We start from the raw sequence: 12,037 nt of genomic DNA, 5'->3' as shown, positions 1-12,037 counted from the left end.
GGGGGCACGACCGCTAAGTAGTGGGCCGTTGCCCCTTTGCTGTGTTTGAAGGTCTTGTCTGCGGCCAGGCTGGATTACTTGGCTCCCAGGATTTTCCCCAACTTATCCGGCGACGGCGCCCCCTGCTGTTGCTGCAGTTGTCCCTTGTCATCCAGATAGAAAATCGCCGGGGTGGCCGACAACTCCAATTCATCCATCAACTTCATGTTGGCATCGAGTTTGGCCTGGATCTCGGCCGGGATCTTGGCCAGCGCCTTGAGCTTGCTGGCTTTGCCTGCCGATTCGTGTTCTTGCAGGGCGTTGGCCGTGTCTTTGCTGGCCAGTAGCGCCGCGGACTTGCCCGGGCTGTCCTCGCGAATGATCCCGACCATGATGTGGCGCAACTGCACCTTGCCAGCCTTGACCCAAGGCCGTGCCTGTTCCCAGAACATGTTGCAGTACGGGCAGTTGGGGTCGCTGAACAGGTAGACGGTGCGCGGTGCGTTTTTATCGCCGTCCTGGATCCAACTGCTCTGTTCCATCTTGGCCCAGACTTCCTTGGCCATGGGGGCATAGACCAGTTTTTCCAGGGGCGCGGTGCTCAGGTCGTTGCCCTTGGCGTCGTACAGGTTGCCGGCGAGCACATGTTGGCCATCGGCGGTCAGGTACAGCGCCATGCCGCGGTTCTGGTATTGCGCGGCATACCCCTTGAGCCCGCCCGGTGCGTCGAAGCTGCCGATGATCTTGGCGCCCTTGGCTTCGATCTGTTTGATCGGTGCGGGCCATTCTTCGGCGTGTGCGAGGCTGGCGGCGAGTGTCAGGGGCAGCAGGGTCAGCAGGTGGCGGAGGCGGGGCATAGGGGTTTCCTTGTTGGGGCCGGCTGGGCGGCGGTCGAGTCCGTGGGGGCGAAAGATTCCATGGCGCGGGCCAGGCTGGCCTGGGACAACTCGCCCAGGTGGCTGTTGATAAGACGCCCGTCGGGTTGATAGAACAGCGTCGTGGGCAGGGCCATGGAACCCACGGCCTGGCCGAGACGGCCGCTGGCGTCGAACAGCACGTTATCCAGGTTCAGGCCCTGGGTGGCCAGGTAGGTGCTGACGCTTTGCATGCTTTCGGCCTGGTTGACGAACAGGAAGGTCACGTCAGGCCGTTGCTTCTGGGCGTTTTCCAGCACCGGCATTTCCCGCCGGCATGGCGGGCACCAGGTGGCCCACAGGTTGATGACCAGCGGGCCACCCTGATAGTCGGCCAGTTGCACGGTTTCGCCGTCGGCATTGCGCAGGGCGATGTCCGGCAGGCGGGTGCCTTTTTCGTAGATGTTCAAGGAGAAGCTGGCCAGCGCCCAGAATGCCAGGCCGGTGATGACGCCAGCACTCAACGGCTTGCGCAGGGCCGGGCGACGCCAGCCCCAGAGCAGGGCGCCGAGCAGCAGGGCGATGACCCCGGGCCAGGCGAGAAAGCCGCCGTCGCGCAGGTCGACGATTTGCAGCGGGTCGTCACGGTAATAGGCCCAATACATCAGGACAAAGCTGACCCGCGCACTGAGCATGCCCAGCAGGAACAGGCTGAACAGCACCGACTCGGGGTTTTCGCCGCCACGCTTGGCCACGCGCCAGCCCACCAGCGTGGCGAGGATCAGCGCACTGATCAGCAGCAGGTGGTTGAGGGCGATGGCGAAGGTGCCGATGGTCAAGGTCAGCATCAGCGTGCGTCCCGGGTCTGGGTCCAGCGTTGCAGGAAGGCTGCGGCATCCACTTCGCCGGTGATGCGCTGGGCGCGGCGTTCTTCACCGTCGGGGCCGATCCACACAAAGCTCGGTGGGCCGGGGACTTTGTAGCGGCCCAGCAGTTCGCGGCTGGCGGCGTTGTCGGCAGTCACGTCCAGGCGCAGCAGGCGCACGTCCTTGAGCGCGGCCATCACTTCGGGTTTGCCGAATACCTGTTTTTCCATGATCTTGCACGACACGCACCAGTCGGCGTAATAATCCAGCAGCACCCATTGGCCTTGGGCCTTGGCGCTATCGAGTTGGACTTGCAGGGCCGCCGGGTCGTTGATCGTGGTGAAGGCGTCATGGGCCGTCGGCGCGCTGGCGACCGGCGAACCGCCGAAGACCTTGAGCGGTTGCCACAGGTCATCGCTGCCACCGGCGGCACCCACGACCAGAATCGCGCCCCACAGCCCCAGTACCAGTGAACCGGCGCCCAGTACCTTGGCGCCAAGACCGTACTCGCGAACCAGGCTCCAACCGCAGTAGGCCATGACCAGCGCCAGCACGCCCCACAAACCAAGCCACAGGCTTTCGTCGAGCACCGGGCGAATCATCAGCACGGCGGTGGCGAGGAACAAGAAGCCGAAGATGCCCTTGAGCACATTCATCCAGGTACCTGGCTTGGGCAGGAAGCGATTGCCTACCGTCACCAGCAACAGCAATGGCACGCCGATACCGATGCCCATGGCAAACAGGATCAGGCCACCGTGCAGGGCGTTGCCGCTTTGCGCGATATACAGCAGGGCGCCGGCCAGGGGCGCGGTCATGCACGGGCCCACCAGCAGGCCGGACAAGGCGCCGAGCACGCCGGCGCCGACCAGGCTGCCGCCACTTTGCTTGCGGGTGGCGTTGTCCAGGCGGTCGCGCAGGAAGGCCGGCAGTTGCAGTTCAAAGAAACCGAACATCGGCAGGGCCAGGATCACAAACAATGCCGCGAAGCTGCCGAGAATCCAGGGGGTTTGCAGCAGTGCGGCCAGATTGCTGCCAGCTAGCGCGGCCAGTACACCGAGCGCGGCATAGACCAATGCCATGCACACCACATAACTGCTGGCCAAGGCAAAACCGCGCCGTGGGCTGGCACCGCTGCCCACTACCAGACCGGCGAGGATCGGCAGCATCGGCAGCGAGCAAGGGGCAAATGCCAGCAACAGGCCCAGGCCGAAGAACACCAGCAGGCTCCAGCCCAGGCTGCGTTGTTGCAGGCCGCTGGCCAGGCTCTGATCCTGGGCCTCGGCGGTGGCCGCCACGGCAGGGTTGCCGCCCAGGTCCACGGTGATCGATTGCGGCGGGTAGCACAGGCCGGCATCGGCACAACCCTGCCAGCCCAGCTTGATCTGGCCGGTGGCGTTGGCCGGTAGCTTCACTTCCAGGCCCTGGCGATACACTTGCTGCTCGCCAAAGAACTCATCGCTGTGGGCTTCGCCTTGCGGCAGCACCGGCTGTTGGGCCAGGCCGTCGAACTTCATGCGTTGCTGGTAAAGGTAATAACCGTCGGCAATCTGCCAATACAGCTGGGTTTCACCGGAAGCCAGGCGCTCGGAGGTAAAGGTGAAGGCTTTGCCCACCGGAAGGAAGTCAGGTTTGGTCTCGAATGGATTGCTGCCAGGCGCGGCCTGGGCCAATCCAGTGAACAACACCAGCAGGAAGATAAACAGATGCCGCATGGTCAAGCCTTAGTTCGATACAAGTGGGGCACACAATGTGTGGCGCTGATTAACCGATGATTAACCGGGCTATTCTAGAGTGTAGGGATTATCTGAGCGTGCATCTTTTAGCGGCATAATGCGCGCTTAATCCGCCATCCTTTAAATCAGCATTTTTGCAAAGGGCTCACCATGCACGTACTGGTCTGTGAAGACGATGACCTGATTGCCAGTGGCATCGTTGCCGGCCTTGGTGCTCAGGGCTTTACCGTCGAGCGCGTGGGCACGGCCGCAGCCGCCCGGGCGATGCTCAAGGCGGCGCAGTTCGACATCATGGTGCTGGACCTCGGCCTGCCCGATGAGGACGGCCTCAAACTGTTGCAGCAACAGCGCAGTGCAGGCCTGGAAATCCCGGTGCTGATCCTTACCGCACGGGATTCGGTGACCAACCGGGTCGACGGCCTGCAAGCCGGCGCCGACGATTATCTGCTCAAGCCTTTCGACCTGCGCGAACTGGCCGCCCGCCTGCAGACCCTGCTGCGCCGGGTGGCTGGGCGTAGCGTCGACCTGATCGAACATGGCCGCCTGAGTTACAGCCCCAGCAGCCGCGAAACCCTGTTGGGCGGCAAGCCGGTGGACCTTTCCCGTCGCGAACAGGCTTTGTTGCAGGCACTGCTGCACAACCGTGGCCGCGTGCTGTCCAGCGAACAACTCAAGGACAGCGTCTATGGCTTCAACGATGAGCTGGAAAGTAATGCCTTGAACGTGCATATCCACCACCTGCGCCGCAAGTTGGGCAATGGCATTGTCGAGACCGTGCGCGGCCTGGGCTATCGCCTGGGCCCGGCGGATGCTGGAGATGACGCCTCGTGATGAGCCTGCGCCTGCGCCTGACATTCAAGCTGGGCGCCGCTTTTGTGTTGATCTGGGTGCTGGCGGCGGCCTGGATGCTCAACGACCTGCGTAACCAGATGATGTTTTCCCTGGACCAGCGGCTGGTGGCTTCGGCTCGCATGGTGGCCGGGCTGATGGAGCAGATGCCGGGCCTGGCCAGCGTGGGCGAGGGCAAGCGCTTTGGTGCCGAGCAATTGAACGTGCCCGGTGGCATGGCGTGCCAGGTCAGTTCGTTGCGTGGCGAAGTCCTGGCCCGTAGTCACACCACCCCGGACCAGGGGTTGGAGTCCCGGCAAAGCGGGTTTCGCGACCAGATCATCGACGGTGCCGCCTGGCGCAGCTTTACCCTGGCCCGGGGCGATTTGTTTATCACCACCGCCGACCGCCAGGTGGAGCGCGAGGCGCTGAACATGTCGATCCTGTTGGCGGCCTCGGTACCGGTGGGCGTGGCCTTGTTGGGCTGCCTGTGCCTGTTGTGGCTGGGGATCGGCCAGAGCCTGGTGCCGCTCAACCGCATGCGCGATGCCTTGATGCGGCGCAGCGCCGACTCCCTTGAGCCGTTGCAGATTCATCCGTTGCCCAGCGAGCTCAAGCCGTTGCTCGACACCCAGAACCAACTGCTGCAACGCATCGCCAAGGCCATCGAGCGTGAGCGCCGGCTGACCGGCGACGCCGCCCATGAGTTGCGCAGCCCGCTCACGGCGATCAAGACCCATCTACAGGTGGCGCGCATGACCGAAGGCAGCGCCCGCGACCAATCCCTGGCCCATGCCGAGGAGGGTGCCGACCGCCTGCATCGCACCCTTGAGCAATTGCTGCTGCTGGCGCGGGTCGAGGGCAGCCTGTCGTTTGATGACGGCTTGCAGTCCAGCGCCGAGCAAGTGGCACGCCTGGCGATCCAGGACGCCAACGCCGGGGACAATCGGCGCATCGACCTGATCCTGCCGGACAACTTGCCCCAGGACCCGGTGGAAATGCCCGTGGGCCTGGCGGTTGCCGCCTTGCGCAACTTGCTGGATAACGCCTTGCGCCATACCCCGGCCGATACCCGGGTGCAATTGAGCGTGTTCACCCAGGGCAATCAAGTCGTGTTCCGCGTGCGCGACCATGGCGCACCGATCTCCAGCGAAGACCTGCAACACCTGACCCAGCGTTTCTGGCGCAATGGCAACAGCGGCGGTTGTGGCCTGGGCCTGGCCATTGTGCAGGCGATTGTCCAGCGCTGTTCCTGTTCACTGGCTTTCGACAGCCAGCCCGATGGCCTGCGGGTCGACCTGGGTATGCCGCTGCGGCGCTGATCCTTGCTTGCATACACGTAACTACCGCCATCCTCAGGCCCGACGCTTCAGGATGGCGGTGATTTTTGTGTTTGTAGATTTGCCGGCTGAATGACTCAGCCCGTATTGAAAAGGACAGCGCCTATGTTGGTCATCGATTCCACTTATCCCGCCCAAGATTTTAATCAGCGCAATGGCGAAGCCGTGCGCCAGTTGGTTGTGCATTACACCGCCGCGCCCTTTGCCTGCTCCCTGCGGACCCTGACCCAGCAGGGTGTCAGTGCCCATTACCTGTTACCCGATCCCGGTGAGGCCAGCTATCGCAACGCCGGCTATGACGAGCTACGGGTGTTCCAACTGGTGGGTGAGCACCAGCGCGCCTGGCATGCGGGAGCCAGTCATTGGGCGGGCCGCGATAACGTCAACAGTCGCTCCATCGGCATCGAGATCGTTAATCTGGCCCGCGATGATGAGGGTGTATTTACCTTCCCAGCTTATGACCCGGAGCAAGTCGAGGTCCTGATCGCGCTGATCCACGACATTTGCGCGCGTCATCCGCAGATAGGCGCCACCGATATCGTCGGCCATTCGGATGTGGCGTTCTGGCGCAAAAGTGACCCAGGGCCGCAGTTGCCCTGGCATGGTTTGTTCAAGGCCGGCATTGGCGCCTGGTTCGATGAAGGCGCCAAGGGGGCCTATGAGCGGCGCTTTCGCATGGGGTTGCCGCAGGAAGTGGAGATCGAACGGGCCTTCCAGCGCTACGGCTATGCCCCGGCGAAAAACCGCCAGGCTTTCCAGCAGCGGGTGCGGGCCTTCCAGATGCACTTTCGGCCCGCCGACTATCGCGGGCAACTGGATATCGAGACCTGCGCGATTCTCTATGCGCTGAATGAAAAGTACACCAGTGCCGGCGAGTGACCGGCCATCTGCCGGTTTTTCGCAGGCACTGGTGTAAATCCCCACGCCGCTGATGCGTTTCCAGAACAGGAAATCCGTGCGCACGCCCTTTGGGGGCCAGACGTCAACGGGTTGGCAGTTTGGTCACCATCATCAGCGTATTGAGGGATCTAGAGATGTCAGTCGCTACCAGTCGCATTGAGGATTCGCTGGCGTCGGCCAGCCCGACTCCAGCAGAAACGCTTTACCAGTTCGATGAATCACCGCTGCTGGCCCGCCAGCGCCAGCAGGAGTCCAATGCCCGCAGCTACCCCCGGCGCATTCCCCTGGCGCTCAAGCGGGCCAAGGGCATTTATGTCGAGGATGTTGAAGGCCGTAGCTTTATCGACTGCCTGGCCGGGGCCGGTACATTGGCCCTGGGGCATAATCACCCGGTGGTGATCGAGGCGATCCAACAGGTGCTGTTGGATGAGTTACCGCTGCATACCCTGGACTTGACCACGCCGGTCAAGGATCAATTTGTGCAAGACCTTTTCGGCCTGTTGCCTGCGGAACTGGCGCGGGAGGCGAAGATCCAGTTTTGCGGCCCGACTGGCACCGATGCGGTGGAAGCCGCGCTGAAACTGGTGCGCACTGCCACGGGGCGCAGCACGGTGTTGTCGTTCCAGGGCGGTTATCACGGCATGAGCCAGGGTGCATTGAGCCTGATGGGCAGCCTGGGGCCGAAAAAGCCGTTGGGTGCCTTGCTGGCCAATGGCGTGCAATTTTTGCCATTCCCCTATGACTACCGCTGCCCGTTCGGCCTGGGTGGGGCAGAAGGGGTCAAGGTCAACCTGCATTACCTGGAAAACCTGCTCAACGACCCGGAGGCAGGCGTATTGCTGCCGGCGGCAGTGATCGTCGAAGTGGTGCAGGGCGAGGGCGGTGTGATTCCGGCCGACCTCGACTGGCTGCGCGGCCTGCGGCGGATTACCGAGCAGGCCGGCGTGGCGTTGATCGTCGACGAAATCCAGAGCGGTTTCGGCCGCACTGGCAAGATGTTTGCCTTTGAACATGCCGGCATTGTTCCGGATGTGGTGGTGTTGTCCAAAGCCATTGGTGGCAGCCTGCCGCTGGCGGTGGTGGTGTATCGCGAGTGGCTCGACACCTGGCTGCCGGGCGCCCATGCCGGCACCTTCCGCGGCAATCAGATGGCCATGGCGGCGGGTTCGGCAGTGATGCGCTACCTCAAGGAGCACAACGTCGCGGACCATGCGGCGGCCATGGGTGAACGCCTGGCTGAGCACCTGCGCATCCTGCAACGGGACTTCCCGCAACTGGGGGACATTCGCGGACGCGGCCTGATGCTCGGGGTGGAACTGGTCAACCTCAGCGGCACGCCCGACGTTCAGGGTCACCCGCCGGTCCATCGGCAACTGGCGCCGCTGGTGCAGCGTGAATGCCTCAAGCGCGGGCTGATCCTGGAACTGGGCGGGCGCCATGGCAGCGTGGTGCGTTTCCTTCCCCCCCTGGTCATCACCGCCGCACAAATCGACCGGGTGGCAGAGATCTTTGGCCGGGCGTTGGCGGCAGCCGTGGCGAGCCTCTAATTTTCCAATGTCGTCGTACGTTCCTACATACATCAGCCACGCGCAGTGCGTGGCAGCCTTTTAAGTGACGGAGAACCGCAATGACCTCAGTATTTGACCGCGAAGACATCCTGTTCCAGGTAGTGGTCAACCATGAAGAACAGTATTCCATCTGGCCTGACTACAAAGCCGTGCCAGAGGGCTGGCGCACCGTGGGTAAAAGCGGGATGAAGAAAGAGTGCCTGGCCTACATCGAAGAAGTGTGGACTGATATGCGTCCGTTGAGCCTGCGTCAGAAGATGGATGCCCAGACAGTCGCTGGCTGAGGCCTGTGGAGAGGGGGCTTGTCCCCCGTTGGGCTGCGTAGCAGCCCCAAAACCTGCACCCTCGGTTGACCTGGCACACCTAGGTGGTCTTATTGGGGCTGCTACGCAGCCCAGCGGGGGACAAGCCCCCTCGCCACAGGAAGTCTTAGCAGTCAGATCATCGGCGGGCGGTTGTCACGGCAGCCGGTATTGCGTTGTTCTCAGGGCGCCAAGGCCTTGATCACCTGATCCACATTCCCTTCCAACTCCGCCACCGGATCCGCGCCGTCGGTGCTCAGCACCAGCAGCTTCGATCCCCCCGCGCTGATGGCCGCTTTCACCGCTTCGGCCGGCTGGCGATGGTGCAGCACCAGCGCCACGTCGTTGTCCTTCAGGCTGGCAGTCAGTGCCTGTAGCGCATCGGCGGACCATTCGGTATCCGGTCGCGGATCGGTGCTGACCAACTCCAGGTTCAACCCACTTACCAGATAAGCAAAATGATCGCTCAGGCTGACCACACTCAGGTTATCGGCCTGGGCCAGGCGTGCCTCGCTGTCGGCAGTCAGCTTGAGCAGGCGTTGCTTGAGGGTGGCCAGGTTGCTGTCGATCTGGGCCTTGGCGCCGGGCGCCAGGCGGCTCAGGTCGGCGGCCATGACATCGGCCATGCGCCCCAGGTTGTTGCTCGATTGCCACGGCTGGCTGTTAAGACCATCCATGGCCCCTGGTTGCAGGGCCACGCCCGGCAAGCCGCCGTCTACCGGGCGCGCGGCGTCCACTTCGACGATGCGGATGTTGCTGCGCCGGGCCACCGGGTACAGCGGGTCATCCGGCCACAGCGAGCGCAGGCCGATGGCTGCGTCGGCGTCCAGCGCCAGGGTGTGCAGGGCCGGCGCACCGCGCCCGGTAAAGTAGGAGGTCTGGCGCGAACCCGGCAGGTTGGCCGGTGCTGCGCGTTCCAGCTTGACCTGGGTGCCCTTGAGCAGGGTTTCGGCCAGGCCGTAGGTTACGGGCAAGGCCGCCAGGACCTTGACCGGTTTGGCCGATTGGGCGGCGGCCGGCAGTGGTTTGGCAGGGGCGGCTGCCAGCAGCGCAGGGCTGATCAGGCAAGCGATGGCCAGGGCCAGGGGGCGTAGAACAGGGCGCATTATCCAAGATTCCCTTTCAGGCTGGGGACCGTGCCGCGCGCGATGGCGGCCAGGGCGAAGGCGATGCCGGCGACGAGGATGATCGCGGCACCGGACGGGATGGGCAGGTCGAAGATGATCGGCAGCAGAATCCCGCACAGGGTGCTGACCGTGGCGATCACCACCGAGATCCAGAAGAACCCCTTGAGCGACTGGCTCAACAGACGCGCCGCAGCGGCCGGAATCACCAGCAGGGCACCCACCAGGATCGCGCCGATGACCTTGACTGCCGCCACGGTGATCAGAGTCACGAGGATCACGAACAGGTAGTCCAGGGTCTTCACGGCCACGCCACGCACGGCGGCCAACTGCGGGTTGAAGCTGGCGAGCATGATGCGGTTGTACAGCGGCAGCGCCAGGGCCATCACCAGCGAGCCGACAACCGCCAGCACCAGCAGGTCATTGCCGTTGACGGTCAGGACCGAACCAAACAGCACGTTTTCCAGGATGTGCACGTTGATCTTGCCCGCCAGGATCAGCAACAGGCTCGCACCCAGCGCCAGGGACACCGAGAGGAACACGCCGATCAGCGTATCGGGGGCCAGGCCGGTGCGGTTGCGCAGGTAGTTGAGCAGGATGCCGAACAACAGGCAGTAACCGAACAGGCTGCCGTAAGGCCCGGTGTAGGGTTCCCCCAGCAGAATGCCCACGGCCACGCCGGTGAGTGCGGCGTGGCCGACAGCTTCGGAGAAGAACGCAAAGCGTTTGACCACCACCAGCGTGCCCAGGCCGCCCAGCACCGGGCCGATCAATAGGCCGGCGAGCAGGGCGTTGACCACAAACCCATAGGCCAGGGCTTCCGGCAGGTAGCCGGACGAGGCCCAGCCCTGGACCATCAAGCGAAAGGCTTCGTAGCTCATTGGGCTGCGCTCCGTGGGTGGGTGGAAAACAGCGTCAGCAGGCGCTCCGGGGTCAGTGCCTCTTTGGGCGTGGCGTCGAACAGCAAGCGGCGGTTCAGGCCGGTGACGCGATCGGCCAGGCGGCCGACGGCTTCCAGGTCGTGTTCGATCCACAGCACGGTAATCCCGGCCTGGCGCCAGTCGCCCAGTAGGCGTTCGAACACCTGGATCCCGGCTTCGTCGAGGGCTGACATCGGTTCATCGAGCACCAGCAGTTGCGGCGCCGGGATCAAGCCCTGGGCCAGCAACACACGCTGGCGCTCACCGCCGGACAGCGCGCCCATGCGGCGTTTGCGCTTGTCTTGCATGCCCACGCGCTCCAGCGCTTCGCCAATCGCGCCGGCGTAATGCCGTGACAAGCCGAGAAAGGCCGGGCGCCGCTGGCACATGGCGGCCATAAAGTCATCGACGGTCATCGGCAGGCCCCGGTCGAACTCCAGGGCCTGGGGCACGTAGCCGATGGTGCCGGGAGTACCCGGCCAGTGCAGGCTCAGTTGGCCCTGGTGCGGCGTCTGCCCCAGCAGGGTCTTGATCAGCGAGCTCTTGCCGCCGCCGTTGGGGCCGACCAGGGCGTGGATACTGCCCGGTTGCACCTGGAAGCTGACGTTATCGAGGATCGCGGTACGGCCCAGGGTCAGCGAGACGTTATCGAACTCAATCGTTGGGCCGATGCTGGCCACATTCAGGTGTTCAGCCGCCGTCATGCCCCCGACTCCTGGATGGCTCGCACCACGGTATTGAGGTTGCCGGTCATTTCCACTTCATATTTCTCGGCGCTGTATTCACCGTAGGAAATATGCGACAGCGGGTACAGCTTGACCCCCGACTCGCGCTGGATCGTATCGACGTAAGAGGATGGGAAATCCATCTCCGAGAAGATCACCTTCACGTCCAGTTCGCGCAGTTGGTCGATGGTTTTCTTCAGTTGGCTCGGGCTTGGCTCGATGCCATGGGCCGGCTCCACCACGGCGGTCACTTCCAGGCCGAACTCGCGCAACAGGTAGTCGTAGGCGGCATGCACCGTGGCCACGCGCAGGTCGGCGTTGGGCGCGCTGGTGAGCTTGGCCAGGGCATCGGCGCGCATCTGCCGCAGGCGCTTGCCGTAGGCGCGGGCATTCTGGGTGTAGGTCTTGGCGTTGTCTGGGTCGAGCTTGCCCAGTTCCCGGGCGATGTTGTTGACCTGGGCAATGGAGGCGCTGATGGACAGGAAGGTGTGCGGGTTGACCACCTTGCCGGCGCCACGGGCCGCGTTGCCGGTGGCCGCCAGCAACGGCACATTGGCGTTGGCTTCTATCACCGGGATGTCCGGGCGCTCGCTGGTGGCGATCATGCGGTCGGCAAAGTCATCATGGCCCACGCCGTTGAGCACGATCACATCCAGGGTGCCGATGCGCTTGATATCTTCGGCGCGCGGCTCGTAGGCGTGGGGGTTGAAGCCGGCCGGAATCAGCGGCACCACTTCGGCCTTGTCGCCGACGATATTCGCCACGTAGCTGTAGTAAGGGTGCAGGGTGATACCGATACGCAGGCGCTTGGCCGCGTCGGCATTGGCCAGGGGGGTCAGCAAGACGCTGAACAGGCCCACCAGCAGCAGGCGGAGCAAGGGAGATGACATAGACATGG

The 12,037-nt window shown here is 63.7% G+C and carries 12 protein-coding genes; 5 read left to right on the top strand and 7 right to left on the bottom strand.

Annotated elements, in window-relative coordinates; translation table 11 throughout:
- Positions 1-74: 74 nt before the first annotated feature.
- The 3 genes from dsbG to dsbD are packed head-to-tail and all read right to left on the bottom strand — an operon-like array spanning position 75 to position 3,411.
- Positions 75-836 (bottom strand): thiol:disulfide interchange protein DsbG, encoded by a 762-nt coding sequence (gene dsbG / locus HBO09_RS23220; protein ID WP_169998240.1) that lies wholly within the window; start codon positions 834-836, stop codon positions 75-77.
- On the bottom strand, positions 812-1,681 hold the full coding sequence (locus tag HBO09_RS23215) for a TlpA disulfide reductase family protein (protein WP_029298147.1): 870 nt from the start codon (positions 1,679-1,681) through the stop codon (positions 812-814). Before HBO09_RS23215 ends, dsbG begins: the two co-directional genes overlap by 25 nt.
- Positions 1,681-3,411 carry a protein-disulfide reductase DsbD gene (dsbD, locus tag HBO09_RS23210; protein ID WP_169998238.1) on the bottom strand — a complete coding sequence of 577 codons (1,731 nt, stop codon included), beginning with the start codon at positions 3,409-3,411 and terminating at the stop codon, positions 1,681-1,683. Before dsbD ends, HBO09_RS23215 begins: the two co-directional genes overlap by 1 nt.
- 171 nt (positions 3,412-3,582) lie before the next feature.
- On the opposite strand from dsbD, the gene HBO09_RS23205 reads away from it, so the two are divergent.
- From HBO09_RS23205 to HBO09_RS23185, 5 genes are all read left to right on the top strand, one after another.
- The gene (locus HBO09_RS23205) at positions 3,583-4,263 is read left to right on the top strand and encodes a response regulator (protein ID WP_169998237.1); all 681 of its coding nucleotides are present in this window, start codon (positions 3,583-3,585) and stop codon (positions 4,261-4,263) included.
- Positions 4,263-5,582 (top strand): ATP-binding protein, encoded by a 1,320-nt coding sequence (locus tag HBO09_RS23200; protein ID WP_169998234.1) that lies wholly within the window; start codon positions 4,263-4,265, stop codon positions 5,580-5,582. Before HBO09_RS23205 ends, HBO09_RS23200 begins: the two co-directional genes overlap by 1 nt.
- A 123-nt stretch (positions 5,583-5,705) precedes the next feature.
- Positions 5,706-6,479 carry an N-acetylmuramoyl-L-alanine amidase gene (locus HBO09_RS23195; protein WP_169998232.1) on the top strand — a complete coding sequence of 258 codons (774 nt, stop codon included), beginning with the start codon at positions 5,706-5,708 and terminating at the stop codon, positions 6,477-6,479.
- 155 nt (positions 6,480-6,634) lie between these two features.
- A complete protein-coding gene (locus tag HBO09_RS23190) occupies positions 6,635-8,047 on the top strand; it encodes an aspartate aminotransferase family protein (protein ID WP_169998230.1) in 1,413 nt (470 codons plus the stop codon).
- Positions 8,048-8,127: 80 nt separating this feature from the next.
- Positions 8,128-8,352 carry an MbtH family protein gene (locus tag HBO09_RS23185; protein WP_169998228.1) on the top strand — a complete coding sequence of 75 codons (225 nt, stop codon included), beginning with the start codon at positions 8,128-8,130 and terminating at the stop codon, positions 8,350-8,352.
- 200 nt (positions 8,353-8,552) lie between these two features.
- On the opposite strand, the gene HBO09_RS23180 is transcribed toward HBO09_RS23185, so the two are convergent.
- From HBO09_RS23180 to HBO09_RS23165, 4 genes are read right to left on the bottom strand one after another with little or no spacing between them, the layout of a single operon-like run.
- On the bottom strand, positions 8,553-9,476 hold the full coding sequence (locus tag HBO09_RS23180; protein WP_169998226.1) for a zinc ABC transporter substrate-binding protein: 924 nt from the start codon (positions 9,474-9,476) through the stop codon (positions 8,553-8,555).
- Positions 9,476-10,375 carry a metal ABC transporter permease gene (locus HBO09_RS23175; protein WP_169998224.1) on the bottom strand — a complete coding sequence of 300 codons (900 nt, stop codon included), beginning with the start codon at positions 10,373-10,375 and terminating at the stop codon, positions 9,476-9,478. The genes HBO09_RS23180 and HBO09_RS23175 overlap by 1 nt, the downstream gene beginning before the upstream one ends.
- On the bottom strand, positions 10,372-11,118 hold the full coding sequence (locus tag HBO09_RS23170) for a metal ABC transporter ATP-binding protein (RefSeq protein ID WP_104912014.1): 747 nt from the start codon (positions 11,116-11,118) through the stop codon (positions 10,372-10,374). Before HBO09_RS23170 ends, HBO09_RS23175 begins: the two co-directional genes overlap by 4 nt.
- Positions 11,115-12,035 carry a metal ABC transporter substrate-binding protein gene (locus HBO09_RS23165; protein ID WP_169998222.1) on the bottom strand — a complete coding sequence of 307 codons (921 nt, stop codon included), beginning with the start codon at positions 12,033-12,035 and terminating at the stop codon, positions 11,115-11,117. Before HBO09_RS23165 ends, HBO09_RS23170 begins: the two co-directional genes overlap by 4 nt.
- Positions 12,036-12,037: the final 2 nt, after the last annotated feature.

Source organism: Pseudomonas sp. WS 5027 (genome assembly GCF_012985695.1).
In the GTDB taxonomy this organism is placed as follows: Bacteria; Pseudomonadota; Gammaproteobacteria; order Pseudomonadales; family Pseudomonadaceae; genus Aquipseudomonas; species Aquipseudomonas hygromyciniae.
Note: the sequence above shows the minus strand (reverse complement) of the source record. Positions and strands in the feature narration are given on the sequence as shown.

Excerpts from the sequence above, each read along its gene's own strand:
- dsbG (WP_169998240.1), bottom strand. The coding sequence starts at position 836 with ATGCCCCGCCTCCGCCACCTGCTGACCCTGCTGCCCCTGACACTCGCC.
- HBO09_RS23215 (WP_029298147.1), bottom strand. The coding sequence starts at position 1,681 with ATGCTGACCTTGACCATCGGCACCTTCGCCATCGCCCTCAACCACCTG.
- dsbD (WP_169998238.1), bottom strand. The coding sequence starts at position 3,411 with ATGCGGCATCTGTTTATCTTCCTGCTGGTGTTGTTCACTGGATTGGCC.
- HBO09_RS23205 (WP_169998237.1), top strand. The coding sequence starts at position 3,583 with ATGCACGTACTGGTCTGTGAAGACGATGACCTGATTGCCAGTGGCATC.
- HBO09_RS23200 (WP_169998234.1), top strand. The coding sequence starts at position 4,263 with ATGAGCCTGCGCCTGCGCCTGACATTCAAGCTGGGCGCCGCTTTTGTG.
- HBO09_RS23195 (WP_169998232.1), top strand. The coding sequence starts at position 5,706 with ATGTTGGTCATCGATTCCACTTATCCCGCCCAAGATTTTAATCAGCGC.
- HBO09_RS23190 (WP_169998230.1), top strand. The coding sequence starts at position 6,635 with ATGTCAGTCGCTACCAGTCGCATTGAGGATTCGCTGGCGTCGGCCAGC.
- HBO09_RS23185 (WP_169998228.1), top strand. The coding sequence starts at position 8,128 with ATGACCTCAGTATTTGACCGCGAAGACATCCTGTTCCAGGTAGTGGTC.
- HBO09_RS23180 (WP_169998226.1), bottom strand. The coding sequence starts at position 9,476 with ATGCGCCCTGTTCTACGCCCCCTGGCCCTGGCCATCGCTTGCCTGATC.
- HBO09_RS23175 (WP_169998224.1), bottom strand. The coding sequence starts at position 10,375 with ATGAGCTACGAAGCCTTTCGCTTGATGGTCCAGGGCTGGGCCTCGTCC.
- HBO09_RS23170 (WP_104912014.1), bottom strand. The coding sequence starts at position 11,118 with ATGACGGCGGCTGAACACCTGAATGTGGCCAGCATCGGCCCAACGATT.
- HBO09_RS23165 (WP_169998222.1), bottom strand. The coding sequence starts at position 12,035 with ATGTCTATGTCATCTCCCTTGCTCCGCCTGCTGCTGGTGGGCCTGTTC.